27 protein-coding genes are annotated in these 23,765 nt (G+C 72.5%); 13 read left to right on the forward strand and 14 right to left on the reverse strand.

Translation table 11 applies throughout. From position 1 onward, the window contains the following. Positions 1-127: 127 nt before the first annotated feature. Positions 128-274 carry a hypothetical protein gene (locus ABZ953_RS19835; RefSeq protein ID WP_361725293.1) on the forward strand — a complete coding sequence of 49 codons (147 nt, stop codon included), beginning with the start codon at positions 128-130 and terminating at the stop codon, positions 272-274. Positions 275-351: 77 nt separating this feature from the next. Here the strand turns inward: ABZ953_RS19835 and ABZ953_RS19840 are convergent, their stop codons facing one another. After that, positions 352-762, reverse strand: coding sequence for a rodlin (locus ABZ953_RS19840; protein ID WP_361725296.1), 411 nt, complete (start codon positions 760-762; stop codon positions 352-354). 237 nt (positions 763-999) lie between these two features. Here ABZ953_RS19840 and ABZ953_RS19845 point away from each other — a divergent pair, with 237 nt between their 5' ends. The 3 genes from ABZ953_RS19845 (at position 1,000) to ABZ953_RS19855 (ending at position 3,009) form a co-directional block, all read left to right on the forward strand. Then, positions 1,000-1,410 carry a rodlin gene (locus ABZ953_RS19845; protein ID WP_361725299.1) on the forward strand — a complete coding sequence of 137 codons (411 nt, stop codon included), beginning with the start codon at positions 1,000-1,002 and terminating at the stop codon, positions 1,408-1,410. Between the two features lie 308 nt (positions 1,411-1,718). Then, positions 1,719-1,910 carry a chaplin gene (locus ABZ953_RS19850; RefSeq protein ID WP_361725887.1) on the forward strand — a complete coding sequence of 64 codons (192 nt, stop codon included), beginning with the start codon at positions 1,719-1,721 and terminating at the stop codon, positions 1,908-1,910. A gap of 97 nt (positions 1,911-2,007) precedes the next feature. After that, the gene (locus tag ABZ953_RS19855) at positions 2,008-3,009 is read left to right on the forward strand and encodes a chaplin family protein (RefSeq protein WP_361725302.1); all 1,002 of its coding nucleotides are present in this window, start codon (positions 2,008-2,010) and stop codon (positions 3,007-3,009) included. Positions 3,010-3,254: 245 nt separating this feature from the next. On the opposite strand, the gene ABZ953_RS19860 is transcribed toward ABZ953_RS19855, so the two are convergent. After that, complete coding sequence (locus ABZ953_RS19860) at positions 3,255-4,538, reverse strand: NAD(P)-binding domain-containing protein (RefSeq protein WP_361725305.1); 1,284 nt, start codon at positions 4,536-4,538, stop codon at positions 3,255-3,257. Then, a complete protein-coding gene (locus tag ABZ953_RS19865) occupies positions 4,531-5,817 on the reverse strand; it encodes an ATP-grasp domain-containing protein (RefSeq protein WP_361725308.1) in 1,287 nt (428 codons plus the stop codon). Before ABZ953_RS19865 ends, ABZ953_RS19860 begins: the two co-directional genes overlap by 8 nt. A 131-nt stretch (positions 5,818-5,948) precedes the next feature. Between ABZ953_RS19865 and ABZ953_RS19870 the strand changes: the two genes are divergently transcribed. Next, positions 5,949-7,154, forward strand: coding sequence for a glycosyl hydrolase (locus ABZ953_RS19870; protein ID WP_361725311.1), 1,206 nt, complete (start codon positions 5,949-5,951; stop codon positions 7,152-7,154). Between the two features lie 58 nt (positions 7,155-7,212). Here the strand turns inward: ABZ953_RS19870 and ABZ953_RS19875 are convergent, their stop codons facing one another. From ABZ953_RS19875 to ABZ953_RS19910, 8 genes are all read right to left on the reverse strand, one after another. Next, positions 7,213-8,292 (reverse strand): GNAT family N-acetyltransferase, encoded by a 1,080-nt coding sequence (locus tag ABZ953_RS19875; RefSeq protein WP_361725890.1) that lies wholly within the window; start codon positions 8,290-8,292, stop codon positions 7,213-7,215. Positions 8,293-8,366: 74 nt separating this feature from the next. Next, positions 8,367-9,017 (reverse strand): lipopolysaccharide biosynthesis protein, encoded by a 651-nt coding sequence (locus ABZ953_RS19880; protein WP_361725314.1) that lies wholly within the window; start codon positions 9,015-9,017, stop codon positions 8,367-8,369. Then, positions 9,014-10,168 carry a glycosyltransferase gene (locus ABZ953_RS19885; RefSeq protein ID WP_361725317.1) on the reverse strand — a complete coding sequence of 385 codons (1,155 nt, stop codon included), beginning with the start codon at positions 10,166-10,168 and terminating at the stop codon, positions 9,014-9,016. The genes ABZ953_RS19880 and ABZ953_RS19885 overlap by 4 nt, the downstream gene beginning before the upstream one ends. After that, a complete protein-coding gene (locus tag ABZ953_RS19890; protein WP_361725320.1) occupies positions 10,165-10,953 on the reverse strand; it encodes a polysaccharide deacetylase family protein in 789 nt (262 codons plus the stop codon). The genes ABZ953_RS19885 and ABZ953_RS19890 overlap by 4 nt, the downstream gene beginning before the upstream one ends. Next, positions 10,943-12,607, reverse strand: coding sequence for a lipid II flippase MurJ (locus ABZ953_RS19895; protein WP_361725323.1), 1,665 nt, complete (start codon positions 12,605-12,607; stop codon positions 10,943-10,945). Before ABZ953_RS19895 ends, ABZ953_RS19890 begins: the two co-directional genes overlap by 11 nt. After that, on the reverse strand, positions 12,604-13,968 hold the full coding sequence (locus ABZ953_RS19900) for an O-antigen ligase family protein (RefSeq protein ID WP_361725893.1): 1,365 nt from the start codon (positions 13,966-13,968) through the stop codon (positions 12,604-12,606). The genes ABZ953_RS19895 and ABZ953_RS19900 overlap by 4 nt, the downstream gene beginning before the upstream one ends. Before the next feature lie 36 nt (positions 13,969-14,004). Beyond that, positions 14,005-15,558: a sugar transferase gene (locus tag ABZ953_RS19905; RefSeq protein WP_361725326.1), complete on the reverse strand. Its 1,554-nt coding sequence runs from the start codon at positions 15,556-15,558 to the stop codon at positions 14,005-14,007. Next, on the reverse strand, positions 15,555-16,700 hold the full coding sequence (locus tag ABZ953_RS19910; protein ID WP_361725329.1) for a glycosyltransferase: 1,146 nt from the start codon (positions 16,698-16,700) through the stop codon (positions 15,555-15,557). The genes ABZ953_RS19905 and ABZ953_RS19910 overlap by 4 nt, the downstream gene beginning before the upstream one ends. Before the next feature lie 413 nt (positions 16,701-17,113). Here ABZ953_RS19910 and ABZ953_RS19915 point away from each other — a divergent pair, with 413 nt between their 5' ends. The 7 genes from ABZ953_RS19915 to ABZ953_RS19945 all read left to right on the forward strand — a co-directional run bounded on the left by ABZ953_RS19915 (position 17,114) and on the right by ABZ953_RS19945 (position 21,483). Beyond that, positions 17,114-17,356: a chaplin gene (locus ABZ953_RS19915; RefSeq protein WP_361725332.1), complete on the forward strand. Its 243-nt coding sequence runs from the start codon at positions 17,114-17,116 to the stop codon at positions 17,354-17,356. Between the two features lie 277 nt (positions 17,357-17,633). Continuing rightward, positions 17,634-18,284: a hypothetical protein gene (locus ABZ953_RS19920; RefSeq protein ID WP_361725335.1), complete on the forward strand. Its 651-nt coding sequence runs from the start codon at positions 17,634-17,636 to the stop codon at positions 18,282-18,284. A gap of 167 nt (positions 18,285-18,451) precedes the next feature. Further along, entirely contained in the window at positions 18,452-18,730 is a 279-nt protein-coding gene (locus ABZ953_RS19925; protein WP_361725896.1) for a hypothetical protein, read from the forward strand. 179 nt (positions 18,731-18,909) lie between these two features. Further along, complete coding sequence (locus tag ABZ953_RS19930; protein ID WP_361725338.1) at positions 18,910-19,410, forward strand: DUF5949 family protein; 501 nt, start codon at positions 18,910-18,912, stop codon at positions 19,408-19,410. After that, the gene (locus tag ABZ953_RS19935; RefSeq protein ID WP_361725341.1) at positions 19,410-20,084 is read left to right on the forward strand and encodes a vitamin K epoxide reductase family protein; all 675 of its coding nucleotides are present in this window, start codon (positions 19,410-19,412) and stop codon (positions 20,082-20,084) included. Before ABZ953_RS19930 ends, ABZ953_RS19935 begins: the two co-directional genes overlap by 1 nt. Positions 20,085-20,119: 35 nt before the next feature. Beyond that, positions 20,120-20,572 carry a tyrosinase family oxidase copper chaperone gene (locus ABZ953_RS19940; protein WP_361725344.1) on the forward strand — a complete coding sequence of 151 codons (453 nt, stop codon included), beginning with the start codon at positions 20,120-20,122 and terminating at the stop codon, positions 20,570-20,572. 38 nt (positions 20,573-20,610) lie between these two features. Beyond that, the gene (locus ABZ953_RS19945) at positions 20,611-21,483 is read left to right on the forward strand and encodes a tyrosinase family protein (RefSeq protein WP_361725347.1); all 873 of its coding nucleotides are present in this window, start codon (positions 20,611-20,613) and stop codon (positions 21,481-21,483) included. 102 nt (positions 21,484-21,585) lie between these two features. On the opposite strand, the gene ABZ953_RS19950 is transcribed toward ABZ953_RS19945, so the two are convergent. Then, complete coding sequence (locus ABZ953_RS19950) at positions 21,586-21,873, reverse strand: chaplin (RefSeq protein WP_361725350.1); 288 nt, start codon at positions 21,871-21,873, stop codon at positions 21,586-21,588. Between the two features lie 255 nt (positions 21,874-22,128). Between ABZ953_RS19950 and ABZ953_RS19955 the strand changes: the two genes are divergently transcribed. Beyond that, positions 22,129-22,419, forward strand: coding sequence for a hypothetical protein (locus ABZ953_RS19955; RefSeq protein ID WP_361725353.1), 291 nt, complete (start codon positions 22,129-22,131; stop codon positions 22,417-22,419). A gap of 35 nt (positions 22,420-22,454) precedes the next feature. Here ABZ953_RS19955 and ABZ953_RS19960 read toward each other — a convergent pair whose 3' ends face one another. Both ABZ953_RS19960 and ABZ953_RS19965 read right to left on the reverse strand, forming a co-directional pair. Next, the gene (locus ABZ953_RS19960; protein WP_361725356.1) at positions 22,455-23,102 is read right to left on the reverse strand and encodes a M23 family metallopeptidase; all 648 of its coding nucleotides are present in this window, start codon (positions 23,100-23,102) and stop codon (positions 22,455-22,457) included. A gap of 80 nt (positions 23,103-23,182) precedes the next feature. Further along, positions 23,183-23,611 (reverse strand): STAS domain-containing protein, encoded by a 429-nt coding sequence (locus tag ABZ953_RS19965; RefSeq protein WP_361725359.1) that lies wholly within the window; start codon positions 23,609-23,611, stop codon positions 23,183-23,185. Positions 23,612-23,765: the final 154 nt, after the last annotated feature.

Raw genomic sequence — 23,765 nt, forward strand, 5'->3', positions numbered from 1 at the left:
CTTTTCGCCTCGACGCTGCTGTTTCGTTCTCGTCCTCGACAGGAACGAAAACGCCAGACGCCCCCACTCGTGACGAGGACATATGGCTGACCGCGCAGGACGATGGAAGCGGCAAGGTGTCATTCCGGTGAGTCGGCAGTCCCCGGACCGCTGCACGGACCCCGTCTATCAGGCTCTGCTCAGAACGTGGCGCGAGGAGGGGCGGACGCTCCCCGGGCTGCCCGATCCCGAGTGGACGCGGCTGGCCGAGCGCGACCCCTGGCCCCGGTACTGACGGGGGCTGCGGGCGTGGGCGGACAGCACAGCGGGCCGCCATGGAGAGGCATGGCGGCCCGCTGAAAACTTCCGGCGTCAGTGGTTGGCGGTGCCGTTGCCCGAGAGCAGCGGGATGTCCTCCAGGATGTGCGACAGCGGCTCGTCGCCCTTGGCCTGGGTCGAGTTCTCGGTGCACTGCTGGGTCTGCGGCGCCGAGAGGATCGGGATGTCCTGGATGGCGATCGGCACGAGGCCGACGAGCGCACCGATGTTGGCCTTGGCAGGCAGGGCGATACAGGGCTTGTTCAGCGAGCCCTGGATGAGCGCCATCTGCGGGCTCATGTTTCCGTACGTGGCGGAGTTGCCGTACGACTGCATGGCGTTGTTGCCGCTCATGGTCTGGGTGCCGCCGTCGTTGCCGATGGCGAGCGCCGTGGGAGCTGCAGCAGCAGACATGCCGACGACGGAAGCCGTGACCGCCGCTGCGGTCATAACCTTCTTCAGCACAGGATTTCCCTTCTGAGTGAGCCCCGTCCAAGGAGCACCATGAGCAACTACCGGGAGAGTGAGTAGTTGCTGGGATTCACTCCGATGGCCCATTGATTCGACGGGGCGCGCGGCGTGGCACTTGGCAGCACGGCGATTGCGGAAAGATCCGATGGAGTGAACGACCGGAACCAAACGCGGCAGGGCGAGTTGAGCAGCCCGCAGTAACCTGAGCGTCCGCCAGAAAAGGAACATCAAATGCTCAAGAAGGCAATGGCAGCGGCCGCGGTCGCCGTCTCCGTCGTTGGTATTACCGCCGCCGCTTCGCCTGCCGCGATGGCCATCGGTGACGACGGTGGCACCCAGTCGCTGAGCGGCAACAACGCCGAGCAGTCATTCGGCAACTCCGCCACCAAGGGCAATATGAGCCCGCAGCTCTCGCTGGTCGAGGGCACGCTGAACAAGCCCTGTGTCGGCCTCCCGGTCAAGGCCAACATCGGTGCGCTCGTCGGCCTCGTGCCGATCGCCATCCAGGACATCCCGATCCTCTCGGCGCCGCAGAACCAGCAGTGCACCGAGAACTCGACCCAGGCGAAGGGCGACGAGCCGCTGTCGCACATCCTGGACGACATCTCGGCGCTGTCCGGCAACGGCGTGAACAACGGCTGATCTGTCGAACCGCAGAGACTGCTCGGGTCGCCCGTTTTTCTTCCTCCTCGGGTGGCCCGGGCTTTCTCATGCAATGAAGTAACTCCCTTTAAATAGAGGGCGGTTCAGTGGCATCGCATTCGAGTGAACTTACGAAGGCTGTCAACTCCGCGGTTTCCTCTGTCCCCTTTGCTCGTTAAGTAGGGCTCAGGTCACGGTGCGGGAACAGGAACTGCCCGCCCGGTTCAGGCCGGCGTTCAGTCGTGACCCGAAGGAAGGGAAAAGCTGTGAAGCTCAAGAAGAGCGCCACCATCGTTGCCGGTGCCGTCATGGCGCTGAGCCTGGGTGCCCCGGCGTTCGCCGACGCCGGTGCCTCCGGTGCGTCCACGGGCTCCCCGGGCGTCATCTCCGGCAACACCATCCAGGTTCCCGTCCACGTTCCCGTCAACGTGTGCGGCAACAGCATCGACGTCATCGGGCTCCTGAACCCGACGTTCGGCAACAAGTGCGCCAACGACTGACGTAACGGCACAGCTGTTCCGGCTGCGTCTCAGCCGGCCCTGGCAACCCTCCCGGGGCCAGGGCCGGCTCCCCATCGGACAGAGAAAGACCACTAGATTGCGACAGGCCCTCAGCAAAGGAATGCTCTCCGCCGCGGCCGCCACGAGCATCCTGTCCCTGTCCGGCACCCACGCGTTCGCCGCTACCGAAGCGAACGGGCAGGCGCTGGAATCGCCCGGCATCTTGTCGGGCAACAGCGTGCAGGCCCCGCTGGAAGTACCGGTGAACGCCTGCGGCAACACGGCGAACGCCGTCGCGGCCGGTAACCCGGCTTTCGGCAACTCATGCGGCTCCACCTCCACCCAGCACCGCCCTGCCGAGCAGCACCGTCCTGCCGCGCAGAGCCCCGAACCCCACCGGGCAGCACACAGCGCCCCTCCGGCGAAGGCACCGGCCAAGGCCAAGACACCGGCCAAGGCACCGGCCAAGGCACCGGCCAAGGCCAAGACACCGGCCAAGGCACCGGCCAAGGCGCCGGTGAAGAAGCAGCCGACGCCACGAGCCGGTGGCCACGGCGCCGATGACACCGCAAGGACCCCGGGCGGCGCCACCGCCCACGGTCCGGCGGCCCACTCGCCCGGCGCGGCGTCGGGCAACGACGTGGAGACCCCGGCGGACGTGCCGGTGAACGCCTGCGGCAACGCCGTGGGCATCGTGGCCGCGCTGTCGACCGCCTTCGGCAACACGTGCGGGAGCGACGGCTCTCACCACACCACCCCGCACCACCACGGCGCGCACCACGACACCCCGGCCCACACCACCCCGCACGCGGGCACGCCGGAGGGCCCCGGCCCGCGACCCCGGGCCATGCCCCCGGTCGTCCCGCACCCCTCGGCCCCCGGGGACTCCGTCAGCACGACGCACCCGGCACCGCACCACACGCCGCAGGGCACCCGTGCCCATGTGCCGGAGCGGGCGGGCGCGATGGCGGAGGCCCGGGACCAGCTGGCCCGGACGGGCGCGGACTCCACGCTGCTCGGTGCGGCAGGCGCCAGCGCGGGGCTGCTGCTCGGCGGAGCGATCCTGTACCGGCGCGGATTCGCCGGGAACCGGCGTTAGCTGGGGCGCGGCGCGCGGAGAGGGCCTGGAACGGCAGAACGCCGGCAGGGAAGCCGAGACGGAACGGCTTCCCTGCCGGCGTTTCAAGGAGGTGGCGACCGGCCCGATGGGGTTGTCGCGCCCCGACGGCAGGACTGCCGACGGCTGGTGGGGAGCGACCCGAGCCTGTCCCGTGAAGCGCATTCAGTGCACCACCGGACGGCCGGGCGCGGAACCGAAGTTCACCCGTTCGCCCGCCCTGTCACTCAGAAGAGCTGCCCGGCACGTGCCGTGGATCCGGGCGCGCGTTCCGAGGGGTTCCGGTCCTGGTCCTGGGCCGGGAGCAGGGCACGCCGCGACCGCCGTACGTACCGTTCGACGCCCCGCACCAGCCGTTCCGCGGTGAACGAGGCGCCGTACACGAAGCGCATGGCGGGGCCGAAGCTCGACGCGGTCGTCAGACCGGCCAGGAAGAGGCCGGGGCACGACGTCTCGAAGCGGTCGCCGACGTAGGGGGTTCCGTCCGCGAGGGACCGCAGGCCGGTGCGGAGCTCCGGGTCCAGGACATCGATGCGGCCGGTCGTCGCGCGAAAGCCCGTGGCGGCGATGACGTGGTCCGTCGCGAACCGCAGCCCCTCGCCGGTGTGCGCGGCGGTCCGCACCCGCACCCGCCCTTCGGCGAGTTCGGCCGCCTCGATGCGGTGGCCGACCCGCACCTCGACGCCCGCCTCGACGCGGTCCCTGATCCACCACGCGCCGGCCGGGCCGAGCGCTCCGGCGGCGGCACGGGCGCGGGCCTGCTCAGGGAGGCGGCGGAAGGCGCCGGGGGTGTCCGCGTAGAACTTGTTGCGCCAGCCGCAGCCGAGGCCCGTGTGCGGGGCGCGCAGCGCCTGCCACCACGGCCGCTGCCAGGCCACGGGCACGGTGTTCCAGGCGACGCGCGGGGACCGGGCGAGGACGCGCACCCGGGTGCCCTGCTCGGCGAGGAGGGCCGCGGTCTCCAGGGCGGCCTGCCCGGCGCCGAGCACCGTGACGTCCTGGCCCGCGAAGCGCCGCAGGTCGGCGTGGTGGCTGCTGTGCGAGACGTGCCGGTCGCCGAGTCCCCGTACGGCCCGGGGGATCTCGGTGAAGGGCAGCACGCCCACCGCGAGGGCCACGGCGCGCGCGTGGCAGACCTCGCCGTCCCGCGTCCGCACCTCGTAACCGTCGGCGGCGCGGCGGACGGAGGCGATGAGGCGTTCGTCGACCGGCGGGGCGGCCCGCTCGGCGAACCAGAGCCCGTAGGACGCGAAGTGCTCGATGGGCAGGGGTCTGCCGTGCTCGGCGGGCAGCCCCTCGCGGGCGCAGTAGGCGGCCAGGCCGTACCGGCCCGCGGGGTCGGACAGGTCGGAGGCCCACGGTTCCGACTTCAGGAACATGCCGCGCGGCATGTGGTCACGCCAGGACGCCATGGGCCGCCCGAAGATCCGTACGTCCAGGCCGGCCGCCGCGGCGTGCGAGGCGATCGACAGGCCGTAGGGGCCCGCGCCGACAATCAGCAGGTCATGCATCGGTGACTGCTCGCTCTCTGTTCGTCGTGCCGGGGAGGACGGCGGGCGCGTGCTCGCGCGCCCTGCTCGACAGGGACATCAGGACGGTGCGGGACCGGTGGCCGAGGCCCTCGCGAAGCCGCCGGGCCACATGGCGGCACCAGAGGCGGCGCAGGGCGGCGCCCGGCGCGGGGTCGTCCCCGTCGTGCCAGGCGAGCTCGCGGGACGGCCGGGGCAGGGCGAGCAGCGCGGTCAGCGGGGCGTAGTTCTCGACGACGAAGGTGCGGCCCGTCAGGGGCTGCGAGGGCGGTACGGGGCGGTGGGTGAGGTCGAGGTGCAGGGCGCGGACGACGTCGGTGCCCGTGCCGTCGGTGAAGAGGCGGAACTGGGCGCCGGGGCGCGGGTTGAAGTCGATGAGGTGGAAGGCGCCGGTCGTGGCGTCCCTGCGGAAGTCCAGGTCGAAGATCCCCCGGTACCGCAGCGCCGACACCACCTGCGCCGCCGCCGACCAGAGCGCGGGGTTGGCGGCCCACTCGCCGCTCACCGTCAGGCCCGCCGAGCGGGGCCAGGAGCGGTGCTTGCGGCCCGTGCCGCCGCCGCGTACGACGCCGTCGCGGCCGGCGCAGCCGTGCACGAACCAGTCCGCGTCGCGGGCGCCGGGGACGAACGCCTGGAGCAGCAGGCTGCTGCCCGCCTCGGCGCGGCGCTCGAAGAGGGCGGCGGCCTCGTGCGGGGAGCCGATCACGGTGGTGCTGCGCAGGCCGGTGTCGCGGGGCAGCAGCCAGGGGCGGCTCCACTTCGCCACGGCGGGGGAGCCGAGCCGGTTCATGGCCACGGCGGCCTCGGCGGCGGATTCGGGGGCCAGCGTCGCCGGGTGGGCCACGCCCGCCCGCGCGCAGATCAGGGCCAGGGACGCCTTGTCCGCGACGCGCTCGGCGACGTCGCCGAGCGCGCGGGGCAGCAGGAAGCGGTCGGTGAGTTCGTCGTAGAGGGCGCCGACCGCGAGGGCGCTCGCGTCGTCCAGGGGGATCAGCACGGCCGGTGCCGTGAGGCGGTGCGCGACCCGGCGCAGCACGGCGGCCACCTCGGCGAGGGACGCTCCGGGGGCGGGCGGTGCGTGCATCCGGTGCAGATGGCGAGAGCGCTGTACGGGGCTTTCGCGGTCGTCGGCCACGAGGTGGACCTCGATGCCCGCCCGTCCCAGTGAGCGCACGGCGCCGAGGGTGCCGTGATGAAAGGGATTCCTGTCGATCCGCATGAGGACCGCAGGAATGCGTGTATCCAGGGGCTGCAACGTCATCCTCGCTTATCGATCGCCCATGCGGGCGATGTGCTGGAACTCAGGATTAGAAACCCGATTGGCGTAATAGAAATACATATGACGAGGTGTCAATGAAGTGCGGTCGAGAACTCGGAGAACGAGGAGCAGATATGTCCCCACAGCGTCGTCAACGCAGTAGACGTCTCGCCTTCATCGCTGCCGGAATCGTCTCTTCGGTGGCGCTGGCAGCCGCGCCGGGACACACGGCCGGTGTCGCGGACGACGGTGAGCCGCCAGGACCCGCGGCCGCGAAACAGACGCCCGCCTTCGGCGCCTATCTCGACTACGGACCTCGTGGGGTCGCCCGCATGGACGAGCTCAGCGCGTGGCTCGGCGGCGCGGAGCTGCGGGTCGGACACACCTATCTACCGGGCGATCGCTGGAGCAACATCGAGGGCGCCCCGAACTTCCTGGAGAAGTGGGCCGAGTGGCGCAAGGCGAAGGACGACAGGCTCTTCGTCCTGAACGTCCCGATGCTCGAACGCAATGAGGCCGGTGTCGGCGACCGCGAGGTGGCCCGGATGCTGAAACAGGGGGCCGCCGGGGAATTCGACGACCACTTCCGGACGCTCGGCAAACGCCTGGTGGACCTGGGCGTGCCCGACACGGTGGTCGTCCTCGGCTGGGAGATGAACGGCACGACCTACACCCATCGCTGTGGTCCGGACCCGGAGTCCTGGAAGAAGTACTGGAACAGGGCCGTCACCGCGATGCGTTCCGTGCCGGGGCAGAAATTCCGGTTCGACTTCACGCCGAGCAGAGGGCGGGACGCCGTTCCCTGGACGCAGTGCTATCCGGGTGACGATGTGGTCGACATCGTCGGCATGGACTCGTACGACCAGCCGCGTGGAATGTCGTTCGACGAACAGGTGAAGGAGCCCTATGGACTCCAGGAACACGTGGATTTCGCGACGGCTCACCACAAGCCCATCTCGTATCCGGAATGGGGTCTTTTCCGCAACGGCGACAACGAAGAGTACATGCGCCGGATGCTGAAATGGATCGACGAGAAAAAGCCGTTGTACAACACCGTCACCGACTACTGCCCGCACGGCGTGTGGCAGTGCAAGGACAACCCCGACGCCGCGAAGGTGTATCGCGACCTGCTCTCCGGCCGCGACGGGGGCCCGACCGACCCGACCGACCCGACCGATCCGACCAAGCCGACCGGCCCCACCGAGCCCACCGACCCCACCGACCCCACGAAGCCGTCCGCCTGCACGCCGGTGGAGCTCAGTGACTGGGTGCAGCACTGGCTGGGCGACAAGAAGCTCTGCGTGCGGATCGACTGGTGGAACGGCCGAAGCCCCTCCTGATGGCCGCCGGGACCGCGGTGGTGGGACCCCGTCACGACTGTCACGACTGTCACGACTGTCACGTCGGGGTGCCGCCACCGCGGCGCGCGGCGCGCTCACGCAGCCGCCGCTTCGCCCACTCGCGCCCCGACGCGCCCCAGGCCACCGCGCACACCAGCGGCACGGTGCGCTTGCGGGCCAGCAGGAACCGCCGGTTGTGGACCGGCTCGGGCCGCCAGTGGTGCTTGTAGGGCTCGTCGCCGCGCAACAGGCTGAGCGCGCGCGGGTGCTCGCCGCCGGTGTGGCGGGTGCACGCGTCCAGGAGCATCGTGGCGACGTCCACCTTGCGCTCCCTGAGCCGGGGATGGGCGCCGTACAGATAGCCGCCCGCCAGCGTGCCCGAGAGCAGCGTCAGGTCGGCGGCGAGCACCTCGCCGTCAAGCCGGAACTCGGTCACCACCGCCTCCCCGGCCGCGACCATCGGCCGCATGGAGCGGAGCAGGTGCTCGTGGAAGCGCGGCTGGAGGTGCTCGGCGGTCACCTTGCGGCCCTGCCACTGCAGCTGGTGCAGGTGCAGCAGGGTCCGCACCGAGGTCTCCACCTCGTCGACGGGCACGACCCGGCTCTCCACCCCGAGCGCCGCCAGCTTGCGCATCTTGGCCCGGGCGCGCTGGGCGCGCGGCGCGGGCAGCCGCTTGAGCAGCTCGTCCATCGGCAGCCCGGGAAGTTCCAGGCAGGGCGAGTCCCGCAGCGTGCGGCGCGGTCCTGGCCACCGCTCGTAGAGGGTCTCCACGCAGGCGCCGGGCCGGACCTCCCCGAAGTCGACCAGTGCGGTACGGGCCAGCGCGTACATCCCCGAGAGGAGCACGTCCGCCGCCTCCTCACGGCACGCGCCGTCGAGCAGGACGTCCGTGAAGTCGGAGATCTCGCCGCCCAGCGGCTTCAGCGCGGGCAGCGGCCGGTCCACCCGCATCAGCGGCGCCGCGGCGATCAGCCGCCCGCCGTCCCGGACCAGGACCACCCGCAGCGCGCCGGGGCGGCCGTACGACCGCCACCAGGACGACAGCCACGCGTGGCTCTGGAACGGGGTCGCCGCCGGACACGCCCGGTACAGCCGCCCCCACGGCTCGGCGAGCGCCTCGAACTCGTCCTCGTCCACGCAGAGTTCGGCCTGCGCGGTCTGCGCGGCCTGCGCGGTCCGCGCGGTCTGCGGGAACTCCTCGTCCGGCGCACTCACGGGGCGCTCCGCACCAGGGCGGACGCGGGCCCGGGGACGGAGGGGCCGGGCGACTTCTCCCTGCGCGTACGGGGGCGGACAAGGAGCGCGAGGCCGCCGAGCAGCCCGCCCGCGCACCCGCCGACCAGGACCGTCACGCCGGTGGAGAGCGAGGAGGGGGAGTTGGGCTCCAGGGCGCGGGAGAACGCCAGGAGTTTGACCTGGGTGCTGTCCTTGGAGTGGTTGGCGCTCCTGGCGAGCGACTGCGCCACCGCGTTGGCGGTGAGGGCGGCGGACGACGGCTTGGCGGTGGTCGCCGAGACCGCGATCATCGGCGCGTCGGGGGAGGTGACCACCTTCACGCTGTCCTGCAGCTCGGTCGGCGACATGCCCGCGGCCACCTGGGCGTCGCCGAGCACGGCGAGCTGCGTCGCCACCCTGCCGTACGCCTGGGCGAACCCGAGCGCCGTCGCCGGGTCCGCCTTCTCCTGCGGGACGGCGACGACGTAACTCGTGGCCGTGTACTGCGGGGTCTGGAGCAGGCCGTACCCGGCGCCGGCCACCACCCCGAGAGCCGCGCACGCCGGCAGGGCCCACCAGCGGGGCAGCTGCGCGAGCCGGGCTCGCAGGACGTCGGTGCGCGGGCGCTCGTTCGCGGAGTCGCTCATCGGGGGTTCACCTCCGGGGTCGGGCCGGGCGCGACGGACGCGTAGACGCCCATCAGCTGCTCGGCGCTTCGGGTGATGCTGTAGTGGCGCACCGCGGCCGGGGCGCCGCGGTGCGGGGGGACGTCGCCGCGCAGGCCGTGGAGGGCCTGCGCGAAGGAGTCCGGGTCGCTCGGGCAGTACGCGGCGCCGGACCGCTCGGCGGGGGCGAGGCTCTCCAGGGCGGGGCAGGACGCGTACAGCACGGGCAGACCGCTGGCCAGGCCCTCCACGAGCGCCAGGCCGAACGCCTCCTCGGGGCAGGGGGAGGCGAGGGCGTCCATGGCGGAGAGGAGCGAGGGCAGATCGGGCACGGCGCCGCTGTCCAGGGGCGACGTGGCGGCGAACTGGGGAGCCTCGCCCGCGAACCGCACCCGCTCCTCGATGCCGAGCCGCTGTGCGAGCCGCCGCAGTCCCGGCTCCTCGGGGCCGCTGCCCACCAGCAGGACGACGACGTCCTCGGGGAGCCGGGCGACCGCCCGAAGGAGCACGTCGAACCGCTTCCCGGCGGCAAGGCGCCCTACGCCACCGACGACGAACGCCCGCTCGGGCAGCCCCAGTTGTTCGCGCGTACGGGTCCGCGCGGCCGGATCGAAACGGAACCGCTCCACCTCGATGCCGTTCGGCACCACCCGGATGCGGCGGCGCGGCACGCCCCACCGGTGCAGCCGCGCCCCGACGGCGGGGGAGACCGCGACCGTCATCCGGCCGAGCCGCTCCCCGGCCAGATACAGCGCGCGGACCCCCGCGGTGAGCGGGCGCCCCTCCATCTGCGAGTCGCCCAGGGAGTGTTCGGTGGCCACCACCGCGCGCACCCCGGCGAGCCGGGCGGCGATGCGCCCGTACAGGCAGGCCCGGTAGAGGTGCGTGTGCACCACGTCGTACTCGCCCGCGCGGATGATCCTGACCAGGCGCGGCAGCGCCGCCACGTCACGGTTGCCGGACATGCCGAGCTCGGTCACGCGCGTCCCGTCGGCCGCGATCCCGGCGGCCACGGTGCCCGCGTTGGTCAGCGCGACGACGTCGCACGGGGTCGGCAAGTGGCGCAGAAGGAGGCGCAGTTGCTGCTCGGCGCCGCCCACGCCGAGCCCCGTGATGATGTGCAGGACCTTCACCCGGCCACCGCCGAGCGGTCGATGACGCGGTGCCTGAGCCGGTTCGTGCGCAGCTTCAGACGCAGGCGCCAGGCGGTGTCGCCCTGGCCGATGTGGACGCGGGGCAGGGCGAGCGGACCGGCGAGGGGGCCCGGCGCGATGGCGCAGGCATAGCGGTACCCGGCCTCCCGTACCGCGGCCGTCACGCGCTCGTCGACGTGCCCGTAGGGGTAGCAGAACCCCTGCACTTCGCAGCCGGTCAGCTCGTGCAGCGCCGCCCGGCTGCCGTCGAGCTCGCGGCGGAGCACCTGGTCGTCGGCCGCGGTGAGGTCGACGTGGGTCAGACCGTGCGAGGCGATCTCCATGCCGGACTCGGCCACGTGCCGGATGGCGTCGGCACCGAGGAGCGGTTTGCGCGGGCCGAGCGGATCCCAGGCGTTGTCGCCGTCGAGGCGGCCCGGCAGCACGAACACGGTGGCGGTGCAGTCGTGGCGGCGCAGCAGCGGCAGCGCGTGGTCGACGAAGTCGCGGTACCCGTCGTCGAAGGTGAGCCCGACGAGATTGTGCTCCTGGCCCCGCGCGCACGCCTCCAGGAGGTACTTCATCGACACGCCGCGCAGGCCCTGGCGCCGCAGCCACCGCAGCTGCGCGGCGAGGCGCTCGGGCGCGACGGTGATCTCGTACGGGTCGTCGGAGGGGTCCGCGACGGAGTGGTACATCGCCACCCATGCCGGGGTGCGGGGCGGCCGGAACCGCAGGAACGGCTCCGTGCCGGGCGGGGTGTCAGGGGTGAGGTCAACGGACATGGCGCAGCTTTCCGGTCACGGTGCGAAGGGCGGACGCCCAGGGCTGCGCCCCCAGGAGGAGGCCCAGGAGCACGAAGGAGACGGTCACCGCCGCGAAGCTCGCGAGGACGGCAAGGACGGGCGGCCCCGCGACCTGCTCGGCGCACAGGGCGCCCAGGGCGGCGGCGCCCGCGGCGGCGAGCACGAGCCTGCCGAGCTGCCCCGCGACGGCGCGCGTCCTGATCGCCACGGTGCGGGGGCCCATGCCGCGCAGCAGGAGCAGCGCGGCGACGCAGATACCGGCCGCGTTGGCCCCGGCGATCCCGCGGACGCCCCAGGTGCCGACGGTCAGGAAGCCGAGGCCCGCGGTGGTGACGACGCCGGTGACCATCGCGTGGAGCGGGATCCAGGTGGTCCGGGCGACGGAGAAGTGGGCGCGGGCGAGCGCGCCGACCAGCGTGTGGCCGAGCAGGCCGAGGGCGTAGACGCGCATCACCGACGCGGTGGCGGCGGTGTCCCGCGCGGTGAAGGCGCCCCGCTGGAAGAGGAGTTCGATGAGCGGGCGCGCGGCGGCGATGACCGCGGCGGTGCCGAGCAGCACCATGCACCCGGCGAGGACGAGGTCGCGCTCCACCCGCTTGCGGGCGCGCTCCGTCTCGCCGTCGGCCAGGGCCCGCGCGACCACGGGGAAGGTGACGGTGCACAGCATGAGGGAGAGGGCCATCGGCATCTGCGCGACCTTCTGCGCGTAGTTCAGATGCGAGATGGCTCCGGCGGGCAGCGACGAGGCAAGGAACCGCTCGATGAGGACCTGCGACTGGCGGCACAGCGCGAAGAGCAGGACGGTCCAGATGATCGCGGTCTGGAGGGACGTGGACCGGTCCGGTGTCGCCGCCTTCTCCCGGGACGGTACGGGCGCCGCCCGCAACTGCCGCCAGAGCGAAGGCGCCTGCACGACCGCCATGAGGGCGCCCCCCACCGCCACGCCCACCGCCGCGGCCCGTACGCCCAGCGGCGCGGCAAGGGCGAACAGGGCGGCGATGATGGCCGTGTTGTAGGCGACGTAGACCGTGGCGGGCGCGACGAACCGCTGGTGGGCGCGGAGGGCCGCGCTGCAGTAGCCGGTGAGGCCGAAGGTCAGGGCGCAGGTGGCGGTCAACCGGGTGCAGTCGACGGCCAGTCGCGGGTCGGGCAGGCCGGGGGCGAGCACCGCCACCACGTACGGCGCCGCCGCGATGAGCAGGACGGCGGTGCCCGCGAACCACAGGGCCATCCGCGGCAGCGACGCCCGGACGAGCTCGTGGACGGGGTCGGTGGCCGGGGCGTCCGCGCGGCGCGCGAGCGCGAGGCTGAACGCGGGTACGAGGAAGAAGGCCAGGCCGTCCTCGATGAGCAGCGTCGCGGCCAGCTCAGGAAGCGTCCACGCCACCAGGAAGGCGTCGGTGTCGGTCCCGGCGCCGAAGAAGTGCGCGAGCGCCTGGTCGCGGACGAGCCCGAGGAGCGACCCCGCGACGGAGAGCACGGCCGTGACCAGCGCGGCCTTGGCGAGGAACGAGCCGCCGGACTTCTCGTCGCCCCGGCCCGCACCGGGCCCGGCGGTGACCGGAGCGACCGGAGCCACCGGAGCGACCGGAGCGACCGGGTCGGGCGCCGCCCGGGGCGGCACGGTCGTCATCGCGTGACCGCCTCTCCCCGGCGGCCACGGGCGCCGACCGCCCACCAGGCCGCGACGCCGAAGGCGACCCCGGTCAGGACGGTGGAGGGCCCGCCGATGTCGGCGTACATGAAGTCGGTCAACTGCCAGACAAGGAGCCCGCAGGCGACCAGCGCGCAGTCGGGGTCGGGCCCGCCCGGCCCGCCCGGCCTGCCCCGCCGGGCCCGCTGCCGGTGCCAGCGGCGCACCCCGCACACCACGAGCGCCGCCCAGGCGCCCACCAGCGCGGTGAGGCCGAGCAGTCCCTGCTCGCTGAGAACGAGCAGGTACATGTTGTGCGGGGAGAGCAGCGGCTGGCGGACGAAGCCGCTGCCGGCCCCCGCCGTGTCGCTGCCCGAGGACAGGGCCAGCGAGGCGTGGCTGTCGCGGTGTTCGGGGAACCCCTTCAGGCCCACGCCGGTCACCGGGTGCGCGCGCCACATGTCGGCCGACGCCGCCCACATCGTGTAGCGGTCGGTGACCGACTGGTCGGGGGCGTCCGTGACCTGGGTGATGCTGCTCAAACGCTCCTGGAGCATCGCGGAGCCGACGCCGAGCCCCGCCACCAGGACGACGGCCGCCGCGCCCGCGACGAGCAGGACCCGGCAGGCCCGGCGCACCCCGGCGAGCAGCAGCACCGTGCCGCAGGCGCCCGCGGTGGCGATCCACGCCCCGCGGCTGAACGACAGGGCGAGCGGCACGGCGAGGAGCGCCGCGCACACCGCCGCCGCCGTCCGTTGGCGCGGCGCCCCCGGGCGGTGGGCAAGGGCCAGCGCGCAGACGAGCCCGTACGAGACGACCGTGGCCATCCCCATGACGTCCGTGGAGCCGAACGTGCCGACGGCGCGGATGTCCTCGCCCATGTACGAGGCGCCGGTGCCGGTCAGGAACTGGTGCACGCCGATGACGCCCTGCCACAGGCCGAGCCCGACGAACGACCGGGCGAGGAGGCGGAAGTGGGACGCGTCGCGGATCAGGAGCAGCACGGCCACCGGTACGAGGACGAAGATCTGCAGATAGCGCGCGGCCCCGGCGACGCCGGTCGCGGCGGACGACGCGCCGAACGCGGCCACGGTGATGCCGACGACCGGCAGCCCGAAGAGCACCGCGGCGGTACGGGTCAGCGTGCGCTGCCGGGCCCGTACCGCGCGGACCACGCAGTAGCCGACGACGAGGGCGGACACGGCGTCGGCCACGGTGCCGGTCCCGGTGCCGTCGGCCGAGGCGCCCTCGGCCGACGGCACCGGCAGCGCGAGCAGCGCGATCAGGAGCACCACCGGGAGGACGGGGGCGTTGTGTCGCAGCCACGGCAGCAGCACGTCGAGCGGGTGGGGCCGGGGCAGGGCGGGGACCGGCGGGGAGGGGATGTGGGTCACTGCTCAGCTCCCCGTGCGGCGTACGAGGCAGCCGAGGGTGCGCAGCAGGATGCACAGGTCCTGCCAGAACGACCAGCTGTCGATGTAGGCGTTGTCGAAGCGGCATCGGTCCTCGATGGAGGTGTCCCCGCGCAGGCCGTGGATCTGGGCCAGGCCGGTGATGCCGGTCGGCATCCGGTGCCGCTGGGCGTAGTTCGGGTGGGTCTGGCTGAACTGCGCGACGAAGAAGGGGCGTTCGGGCCGTGGGCCGACGAGGCTCATGTCGCCGCGCAGTACGTTCCACAGCTGGGGCAGTTCGTCGAGCGAGGTGCCCCGCAGGACGCGGCAGAACGGGCTGATCCGGCGCTCGTCGGCGACGCTCCACCGGGTCGCCGCCTCCTGCGGGTCGGCGGGCCGGTGGGTCCGGAACTTCAGCAGGGTGAACAACTGTCCGTCCTTGCCGACGCGTTCCTGCCGGAAGATCACGCCGGGGCCCTCCACGGCCCGCAGCACCAGGGCGCAGGCCGCGAGCACCGGCGCGGCGACGAGGAGCAGGGCGCCCGACACGGTGATGTCCAGGAGCCGCTTGCCGATGCCGGTCCCGCGGGGCCGGGTGGCGACCAGCGGGCGGCAGGGGAATCCGGCCACGTACTCCCGGGGACCGCCGGGCTCGGGCGCCACGTCCGGGCAGCGCGCGTCGAGCTCCCACAGGTCGCAGTCCAGGCCGCTCAGCACCGGCAGCCAGCCGGTGGACCCGGGCCCGCGGTCGGCGAGGAGCAGCACGGCGCGGACGTCGTTCTGGATCACCGCCCGGTGCAGCTCGTCCGCCGTGCGCAGAACCGGCAGCTCGGGCCCGGCTCCTGACGCCGTATCGGCCTCGTCGGCTGGGTCTTGTCTGTCCTGTCTGTCCTGTCTGTCCTGTCTGTCTTGCCGGTCTTGCCTGTCTTGCCGGTCTTCTGCCGCCTCGCTCACGATGCCGACGGGACGCATGCCGCAGCCGGGCCGCCGGAGCAGCGCCGCGGCCACTCCGCGGGCCGCGCCGCTCGGCCCGAGCACCAGGACCGGGCGGGGTCTGCGCACGGTGCGGGACCGCTGGTACCAGTGGACGAGGGCCCGCCCGCAGAAGCTGAGCAGGCACTGCGCGGCGGCGGCGCGCAGGAGGGCCCCGGGGGCGAGCGGCTCCGCGACGGGCAGCGCGGCGGCGAGGACCGCGGCGAGATACCAGCCGAGCACGGTCCGCCCGGCGAGCGACGGCAGCCTGCCGAGGGCGTCGGGCAGCACGGCGTCCTCGTACAGGCGTCCCCGCCCGTTCAGGATCAGCACACCGGCCACGAGCAGGGGGGCCAGGACGGCCTGTTGCCGCGGTTCCTGGAGCGGCAGCAGGGCGAGCAGGGCGGCGGCGCAGTCGACGGCCATCAGCGCGGCCGCCGAACGCCGTCGGCGGGCCGGGCGCGGCGCCGACGCTCCGGCGCGGGTGCCCATGGCTTCGCGTGGCGCGACGACGAAGGTCCCGGGCGGGGCCTGGGTGTCCTGCCGTGACTGACCCGATGAGGAGGCGACGGTCCGTTCGGCACTCACGTGGTGGTGCACTCCCTGTGTCCGGTGGGCGCCGTGCCCAGAACCTCGCCGTACACCGCGTCGATGGCGGCCGCGGTGTGCCGTGCGTCGTGGTGGTCCAGTACGTGCTGTCGGCCCCGCCGCCCCAGCGCCTCCCGCAGCTCCCTGTCCCGCAACACGGCGACCAGGGCCCGCGCGAGCGCGGCGGGATCCTCCGGCGGTACGAGGGCGTGCGCGCGGTGGGCGTGCGGCAGGCTCTCCCGCGCCCCGTCCACGTCGGTGACCACGACCGGACGGGCACAGGCCATGGCTTCGAGCGGCGCCAGCGCCATGCCCTCCCAGCGCGAGGGCAGTACGACGACGTCGGCCGCCCGGTACCAGGGGGCCGCGTCGGCCGCCTCCCCGGCGAAGGCCACCCGCGGCCCGGCGCGGGCGCGCAGCCGGTCGCCGTCGGGCCCGTCACCGACCAGTACGAGGCGGGCCTCGGGAACCTGCGCGGCCACCGCGGGCCAGGCGCGCAGCAGCACGTCCTGCCCCTTCTGACGGCAGAGCCGTCCGACGCACACCACCAGGGGAACGCGCGCGCCGGGCGCCCGGCCGGGGACGGCGGGCGTGAAGCGGCCGGTGTCGACGCCGTTGGGGATCACCGTGTACGAGCCGGTGATGCCCGCCCGCCGCCCGGTGCCCCACTCGGCCTCGCTGACGCAGACGATGCGCGTCGTCCACCGCGCCGCGCTCCGTTCCCAGCGGCGGGCGAGGAACGCGGTGACGCCGCCGACCGCCTCGAACGACCAGGCGTGCGGCTGGAACACGGTGGGCACGGCCCCCCGCAGCGCGAGCCGCGCGGCGAGCCCGGCCTTGGCGCTGTGCGCGTGGACGAGCGCGGGGCCCACCGCGTCGACGATGCGCTTCAGGTCCCTCGTCTCGGTCCTGAGGCCGGGCCCGGGGGAGCGGGAGGCCGCCCAGGGATGGAGGCGTACGCCGGGGCCGAGGTCGGCGAGGGCCCGGGGCAGTAAGCCCTCCGGCGGGCAGGCGACGTGGACGTCGGCGCCGGCCGCGGCCTGCGCCGTGACCAGGTCGACGACGACCCGTGCCACGCCGCCGTCCACGGGCTGGCTGACGTGCAGGACCCGCGGGGGAGCGAGTGCTGAAGGCAGAGGCATGCGCGACTCCCTTGAGTCAGTGACAGCGCGGAGCCGGTGCGGAGCGAGGTGCTACCGCTGGGCGAACCACAGCGGAGATGGATAATTCATGTTTTGTACGGATATGGCCGCATATGAGTGGATTTCCCTAAAGGGAAGCGCAACTGTAGCCCCTGAAGCGGGTCGCTCGGTCAACCTCGGCGCGTGTGTCGGAACGGTGAAGGGCGCGGCAGTTGGGCGAGGTCAGGCACGGCCCGCGTCAGCACGGAAGGAGCGCAGGTCCCGCGGGGTCGGCGGCCGACGGACCGTCACCGCAATGGATCCCCCGCAGCATCACCCGTCTGGGCGCACAACTCGCCGCCACGCTGAGCAGTTGATCCCCCTAGACGGGTATCCCTCCCGTCCCTCGTTACATCACCAAGGAGCAGCACTCCATGTCGCGTACCACCAAGGCTCTTGCCCTGTCCGCCGTCGCCGCCGCCGCTGCCGTGGCCGGATCCGCGGGCGTCGCCACCGCCGACAGCGGCGCGCAGGGTGCCGCCACCAACTCGCCCGGCGTCATCTCGGGCAACGCCGCGCAGGTGCCGGTCCACATCCCCGTCAACGTCTGCGGCAACAGCGTCAACGTCATCGGTCTGCTGAACCCGGCGTTCGGCAACCAGTGCGCCAACGACTGACGCACCGTCTGACTGGAACGGCCGCCCCCGCACTGACGGGGGCGGCCGTTCCGCGTACCGGGGCGGCACCCGGCCGTCGTGGCCCGCGCCCGGCCGTGCCCCGAATGGGGGGCGCGCCACCCTTTGCCGACTGTCCGTCACATCTACTTCTCACCTGCGCGGATGCTCCCTCCGCGAAGGAATGGCCGCTACGGTGCGCGGCCGCTCGGTTGCGGGTGGCGGTGCCCGATCCCACGGTGATCACAAGATCTGACGCATCACCGAAAGGGAAACACCTATGCGCGCTCTGCCCGTACGGCGTATCGCGACCACCGCCCTGTGCGCGACGCTGGTTCTCGGCGCGGCCGGACCGGCCCTCGCCTCGCACGCCAACGCCAACGCCGTCGCCGTCGCCGACGCCAACGCCTCCGGCGACGACGTCCGGACCGCGTCCGGCGCGCCCGCGGACCCGGCCGCCCTGCTGGCCCAGGTCCAGCAGCTGAGCGTTCTCGGTGCTGTCATCACCCCCGTCACGAATCTGCTCACGGCGGTGCTCAAGGCGAAGGACAACAAGCTCTCCCCCGAGGACATCAAGAAGCACGCCGACGCCATCAAGAAGGCGCTCGACGCGGCCGCCAAGCCCCCCGCCAAGGCACCCCTCAGTACCGCCGCCGACCCGGCCGCGCTCCCCCAGCTCCCGGCGACCCAGCTCCCCGCCGCGCAGCTCCCGGCCGCCGGGGCGCAGCGGGACGCCAAGGGCTTGCTCGACCCCAAGGCCCTGCTCGACCCCAAGGCCGACGCCGTGGCCGCGTTGCAAAAGGCGGTCGACGGCCTGCTCAAGGCCGTCACGGCCGGTGACCCCAAGGCCGTGCTCGCGCAGGTCCCCGCGGTCGTCACGGGCCTGGTCAACTTCGCCGTCGCCACTCTGCCCAAGGCGCCCGGGGCCTGAACCCACGTCACGTCGCCCACCACCCCTGTCGGGCCGTCAGAACTTTTGACCACAGGGGTTTCCGTACCGGGCCGTGCTCGTTAGCCGGGGAGAAGAGAGAAACCAGGCAAATCGATGCCTGAACGGTTCTCCCACAGGCGACACGCGTTGCCAAAGAAAGGAACATGATGAAGGCCCTGAAGGCTGCCGCTGTCCTTGCCGGTTCGATCGCCATCGCCGCTTCCGCCGCGCCCGCGTTCGCCGGCGACCTGACGCCCTCCAGCCTGAACGGTGGTCTTGACACCCTGACCGGCCAGTCGCTCCTCGACACCAAGCCGGTGAGCACGAACATGCTCGACACCGAGAACAAGGACTCCGTGGTCAACACGGTCGCCGACGCCGTGGACGCCCTGAACTCAGGTGGTGGCCCCGCCGGTCTCCTCGGCGGAGTCCCCCTCGGCAAGTAGAGCCTTCTGTTCCTGTTCCGTGCCAGGGGTGCCGCGGCGCGCGGCACGGACGGGAGTTCGGCCGTGGGGTCGCACGGGCGCCGACCGGGTGACCCCATCGTGTGATGGCGTCCTCGGGCTGGGCCACACGGGTGACAACGGCGCAGGACCGGCCCCTTCGCGTCTATACGGTTCCCCTCATGACCTCAACTTCCAGTGAGCAGCGCCCCTTCCAAGCAACTGATCTGGGCACCCTCGCCGTTCTCGCCTGGAGCGGTGAACACCCCGAGGACGAGAAGGACATGCCCTTCCTGCTTGCCTACTCCCTCGGCGACACCGAGAGCGGCCCGGAGGGCACGGCCCAGGCGCTGCGCACTCTTCTCGCCCAGACGGGCCTGCCCATCGGCGGCCCCCTCCTCGACGGCGCCCGCAACCCCTCCTTGCCGGTGAGCCTGCTCGTCGAGGGCGACAACGCGGTCGTCAACATGCCCCACCTGAACGCCCACTGCGGGGTGCCGCCGGAGTGGCTCGCCGCCGTGAAGCTGCGCGGCCACGCCTACTTCATGATCACCACGCGCGCGTGGCCGGAGGCCAAGCCGGGCGAGCCCGTGCCGGAGGAGAGCCTCGCCGGGTTCGCCGGCGACGAGGAGACCATGCTCAACGCCGCCCACTGCCTGCTGCCCGCGCGCAGCCTGCGCTGATGCGCCGCACCGCCGAACTGCCGCACCGGGTACCGCTCCAGGCCGTCGGTGGCCCTGGCGTGGCGCCCGCCGCGGGGTCCGGTGCCGACCGGCCTCGGGAGCAAGCGGCGGGCCGGCTGTTCGGCCTGCTCCTGGTCGTCACCGGCGCGGCGGGACTGCTCGCGGCGTGGGTCATCACCCTCGACAAGATCAAACTGATGGAGGACCCGGACTTCGTCCCCGGGTGCAGCCTCAATCCCGTGGTCGCCTGCGGCAACATCATGAAGAGCGAGCAGGCGGCGGCCTTCGGATTCCCCAATCCGATGCTGGGCCTCGTCGCGTACGCCGTGGTGATCTGCGTCGGCGCCGGGCTGCTCGGCGGCGCACGCTTTCCCCGCTGGTACTGGCTTACCTTCAATGCGGGCACCGTATTCGGTGTCGCATTCTGCGGCTGGCTGCAATTCCAGTCCCTCTACCGCATTCATTCCCTCTGTCTGTGGTGCTGTCTGGCCTGGGCCGCGACCATCGTCATGTTCTGGTACGTGACATCGCACAATGTGCGCTGCGGATTCCTGCCCGCTCCCCGGGGTGTGCGCTCTTTCCTGAGCGATTTCACCTGGACGCTGCCCGTTCTGCACGGGGGTGTCATCGGCATGCTCATTCTGACGCGCTGGTGGGAGTTCTGGACCGGCTGAACGGCCGTGCGATGCGAAAGGACGAGTCGAGCGCCATGAAGAAGCCCGCACCCGCATGGGAATCGGAACGTGAGGGGCCGGGCGCGCGCCTCGTCGACCGGGTGACCCGCCGCCACCTCATCGGCACCGCCGCCACGGCGTTCCTCGGCGCCGCCGCCATCTTCAGGGCCGCACCCGATCCGCCCGCACCGGCCCCGGGCCCACCGGCCGCCGCGTACGACGACCCGCCGTTCGACGACCCGCCGTTCGACGAGGTGTACCGGGGCAGGCGCATCCAGGGCGAGCCGATCGTCCACCAAGAGGGTCCCGCGCACGGAGGCTGGCAGGTCACCGTCGACGGGCAGCGGCTCGCCCTCATGCGCCGGGCGGACGGCGGCTACCTCAGCATGGTGGACCACTACGAGTCGTACGCGACCCCGCTGGCCGCCGCCCGGGGGGCAGTCGACGAACTCGGCCCCTTGCGGGCTCTGAGCGGTCGCGGCCACTGATCCGGCCGCGTACCCCCCCGACCGCGGAAGGGACGGACATGGCCTACACGCGCAAGAACCAGCGCAGCCTCACCCGAGCCGAGCGGCGGCGCTTCGTCGACGCGCTCCTGAAGCTCAAACGGCGGGGGGAGTACGACGAGTTCGTGCGCACGCACATCGACTTCTACGTGTCGGACGGGGACGAGCGGCTCAGGGTCGCGCACATGGCGCCCTCGTTCTTCCCCTGGCACCGCCGCTTCCTGCTCGAGTTCGAGCGAGCCCTGCAGCGGATCGACCCCGGTGTCTCCGTGCCCTACTGGGACTGGACGAAGGACCGTACCCCGGCGTCGTCCGTGTGGGGCGCGGACCTGCTCGGCGGCAACGGGCGGCGCTCCGACCGGCAGGTCATGACCGGCCCCTTCGCGTACCGGAGCGGGCACTGGGACATCAAGGAGAGCGTCACCGACGGGGAGTTCCTGATGCGGGATCTCGGCCGCCCGCAGGACCCCGTCGACCTGCCCACCGCGCGGGACGTGGAGTGGGCCATGTCCGACCCCCGCTACGACACGGCGCCCTGGGACTCCACCTCGCCCGCGGGCTTCCGCAACAAGCTGGAGGGCTGGACGTCGGCGCGGGGCAAGGAGCGGTGGCGCAACCACAACCGCGTCCACCGCTGGGTCGGCGGTCACATGCTGGGCGGCGACTCGGTGAACGACCCGGTGTTCTGGCTCAACCACGCCTTCGTGGACCTGCTGTGGGACCGGTGGCAGCGCCGCCACCCCGGCTCGGCGCCCTATCTTCCGGCGCGGCCTCCGGGCCCAGGATCGGTCCAGTACGGGCGGATCGTCGCCCGGCACGAGCCGATGCCGCCGTGGGACGCCGCACCGGACGGCCTGCTCTCGCACAAGGGGCGGTACACCTACGGCGGTTAGGGCCCCTCGTCCGGATCGGGCCGGGCGGCCGGACCTGGCGAGGCCCCCGGACATGGCGAGGCCCCCGGTGGAACGCGCACCGGGGGCCGGGCCTGGGCTTGATCAGCTGCCGTAGCCGCCGGGGTGGCCCGGGTGACCGTGGTGGTCGCCACCGGGGTTGGCGCACTTGTTGCCGAACGTGGGGTTCAGCAGACCGATGACGTCGACGGTGTTGCCGCACACGTTCACCGGGACGTTCAGCGGGACCTGGATGAGGTTGCCCGAGATCACACCGGGGGAGCCAACGGCTGCACCTTGCGCACCGGCGTCCGCCACGGCCAGGCCGGCGCCGCTGAGGACGACGGCTCCGGTGCCGAGGGTGGCGACGGCTGCCTTCGCGATGCGAGACATCACGTTCTCCTTTTACTTGGACAGAGCGACTGCCTACACGCAGCCGCATGTTTTCTAACGGCTGCTGTCAAGGCGAAGTCACGGCACCCCGGGTTCGAATGCCACTGTGGAATTTCGATTTCGGCGGAACGGTATTCCGGCCGGGGGGGAACGCGTCATGCGGTCGTTCAACCCGATCAGCGCAACAGTGGTGCGAGGGGAGTGAGGGCAATGCAAAACCCGTGTCCTTCATGGCATTCAGCCGTTTGTGAGGACATGACATCAGCACGACGACTCATCGCCGCCGTCTCGCTGGCCGCAGGAGCAGCGGCCCTCGCCACGCCGGTAGCCCAGGCATCCGCGCCCGTGGAGGACACGGGCAAGCTCTCGCCGCTCAGCGCCCTCGACGACCTCAGCACGGCGAGCATGCCCGAGGAGCACCGCGCCCAGATGCCGACCATGGCGAATCAGCTGCAGGGCCTGAACCACCTCAACCAGCTCAACCAGCTGCGTCAGCTCACGGACCTGGCGGCGCCCGTCACGAACGCCCTGCCCTCCATCCAGTAATCCAGGCGGCCGCGTAGCAGCAGGTCAGAGGCGTGTCAGAGAAGGTCCACGCCACGCCTTGCCAGATACCTCACCGGGTTGATGTCGCTGCCGTACTTCCTGCGGGCCCGTACCTCCAGGTGGAGGTGCGGGCCCGTGGCACGTCCCGTCGCCCCGCTCCTGCCGAGGAGCGTGCCCGCCCTGACCCGTTTTCCCACCCGGACCGAGACGCGCGAGAGGTGCGCCACGAGGGCGTAGTGGCCGTCCGGCATCCGCACTGTCACGGCGTTGCCGTACGCACCCGACCAGCCCGAGACGAGCACGGTGCCCGCGCCCACGGCGTAGACGGGCGTCCCCTCCGGAACGGCCAGGTCGATGCCCGTGTGGTGCCCGGCGAGCCAGTCGCCGCGCACTCCGTAGCGGGCGGAGACCCGGAAGGTGCGGCGCAGAGGCAGCGCGTACTTCCTGCGGGGTCCGTCCGGCGGGGCGCGCAGCTCCTCCGGAGCGAACCAGTCGTCCGCTTCGGCCAGGGCTTCCTCGAACTCGGCGTCATAGCCGCCCGTACAGACGTGGTCCGACTGGGCGACGGCGACGCGCGGGGTGGTCAGCGATACCGCTCCACCGGCAAGGAGTGCCGCGGCGGCACCCAGCGCGCGGCGCCGGGTGGGGGCGGCTTCTGTCACGCTCGCTATGTCGTGTTCCATGTCCGACAGCACACTGGTGCTCGGCCCGGATCGCATCTCGGGTGACCCGCCTGGCGTAGGCGGGCTGTGCCCATCGGGTGCTACGTGGGTGGCGTCACGCCCTCGTCCGTGCTGCGCTCGACGGCTGGCGGCCAGTGCGGGCGGGCGGGCTCCGGCAGGGAGCGCAGGGCCTGGCCGACCGAGGTGTGTGCCGAGAACAGGGCCGTGCTCCCGCTGTGTTCGAGGACGGTGGCGAGGCGGCGGCCCACCCCGGCGAGCATCAGGTCCCCCGACCGGCGCCGCAGGAGCCAGTGCAGGGCGAGCAGGCAGTTCAGGCCGCGGGAGTCGCAGAACGTCAGCGCGGTCACGTCGAGGATGATGTGGCGGTGGCTCGCGTCGACCACCTTGGCCACCGTGTCCATGAAGAACTTCTCGGAGGCCTGGTCGAGTTCGCCGGTGAGCCTCAGCACGGCACAGACGTCGGAGCGCGCGAGGGCCGTGATCGACAAACGGTGGGGCGGCGTACCCATCACACCTCCAGAGGCCTTCATCGGACGCCGTTCGCCATGGTGTGCGAACCGGCGCGAACGATCTGCTCTCTGCGGGTATACAGGATCTACCCGGAGACGTCAGCCACTACGGACAAGTCACAGCTGACACCGTTGTCCGACCGGCCGCCGCGCG

Origin of the sequence: Streptomyces sp. NPDC046465 (assembly GCF_040646035.1) — a bacterium.
In the GTDB taxonomy this organism is placed as follows: domain Bacteria; phylum Actinomycetota; class Actinomycetes; order Streptomycetales; family Streptomycetaceae; genus Streptomyces.

Coding starts and splice junctions, on each gene's coding strand:
- ABZ953_RS19845 (WP_361725299.1), top strand. CDS start 1,000: ATGCTCAAGAAGGCAATGGCAGCGGCCGCGGTCGCCGTCTCCGTCGTT.
- ABZ953_RS19850 (WP_361725887.1), top strand. CDS start 1,719: ATGGCGCTGAGCCTGGGTGCCCCGGCGTTCGCCGACGCCGGTGCCTCC.
- ABZ953_RS19860 (WP_361725305.1), bottom strand. CDS start 4,538: ATGCATGACCTGCTGATTGTCGGCGCGGGCCCCTACGGCCTGTCGATC.
- ABZ953_RS19865 (WP_361725308.1), bottom strand. CDS start 5,817: ATGACGTTGCAGCCCCTGGATACACGCATTCCTGCGGTCCTCATGCGG.
- ABZ953_RS19870 (WP_361725311.1), top strand. CDS start 5,949: ATGTCCCCACAGCGTCGTCAACGCAGTAGACGTCTCGCCTTCATCGCT.
- ABZ953_RS19880 (WP_361725314.1), bottom strand. CDS start 9,017: ATGAGCGACTCCGCGAACGAGCGCCCGCGCACCGACGTCCTGCGAGCC.
- ABZ953_RS19890 (WP_361725320.1), bottom strand. CDS start 10,953: ATGTCCGTTGACCTCACCCCTGACACCCCGCCCGGCACGGAGCCGTTC.
- ABZ953_RS19895 (WP_361725323.1), bottom strand. CDS start 12,607: ATGACGACCGTGCCGCCCCGGGCGGCGCCCGACCCGGTCGCTCCGGTC.
- ABZ953_RS19910 (WP_361725329.1), bottom strand. CDS start 16,700: ATGCCTCTGCCTTCAGCACTCGCTCCCCCGCGGGTCCTGCACGTCAGC.
- ABZ953_RS19915 (WP_361725332.1), top strand. CDS start 17,114: ATGTCGCGTACCACCAAGGCTCTTGCCCTGTCCGCCGTCGCCGCCGCC.
- ABZ953_RS19920 (WP_361725335.1), top strand. CDS start 17,634: ATGCGCGCTCTGCCCGTACGGCGTATCGCGACCACCGCCCTGTGCGCG.
- ABZ953_RS19925 (WP_361725896.1), top strand. CDS start 18,452: ATGAAGGCCCTGAAGGCTGCCGCTGTCCTTGCCGGTTCGATCGCCATC.
- ABZ953_RS19930 (WP_361725338.1), top strand. CDS start 18,910: ATGACCTCAACTTCCAGTGAGCAGCGCCCCTTCCAAGCAACTGATCTG.
- ABZ953_RS19935 (WP_361725341.1), top strand. CDS start 19,410: ATGCGCCGCACCGCCGAACTGCCGCACCGGGTACCGCTCCAGGCCGTC.
- ABZ953_RS19940 (WP_361725344.1), top strand. CDS start 20,120: ATGAAGAAGCCCGCACCCGCATGGGAATCGGAACGTGAGGGGCCGGGC.
- ABZ953_RS19945 (WP_361725347.1), top strand. CDS start 20,611: ATGGCCTACACGCGCAAGAACCAGCGCAGCCTCACCCGAGCCGAGCGG.
- ABZ953_RS19950 (WP_361725350.1), bottom strand. CDS start 21,873: ATGTCTCGCATCGCGAAGGCAGCCGTCGCCACCCTCGGCACCGGAGCC.
- ABZ953_RS19955 (WP_361725353.1), top strand. CDS start 22,129: ATGACATCAGCACGACGACTCATCGCCGCCGTCTCGCTGGCCGCAGGA.
- ABZ953_RS19960 (WP_361725356.1), bottom strand. CDS start 23,102: ATGGAACACGACATAGCGAGCGTGACAGAAGCCGCCCCCACCCGGCGC.
- ABZ953_RS19965 (WP_361725359.1), bottom strand. CDS start 23,611: ATGGGTACGCCGCCCCACCGTTTGTCGATCACGGCCCTCGCGCGCTCC.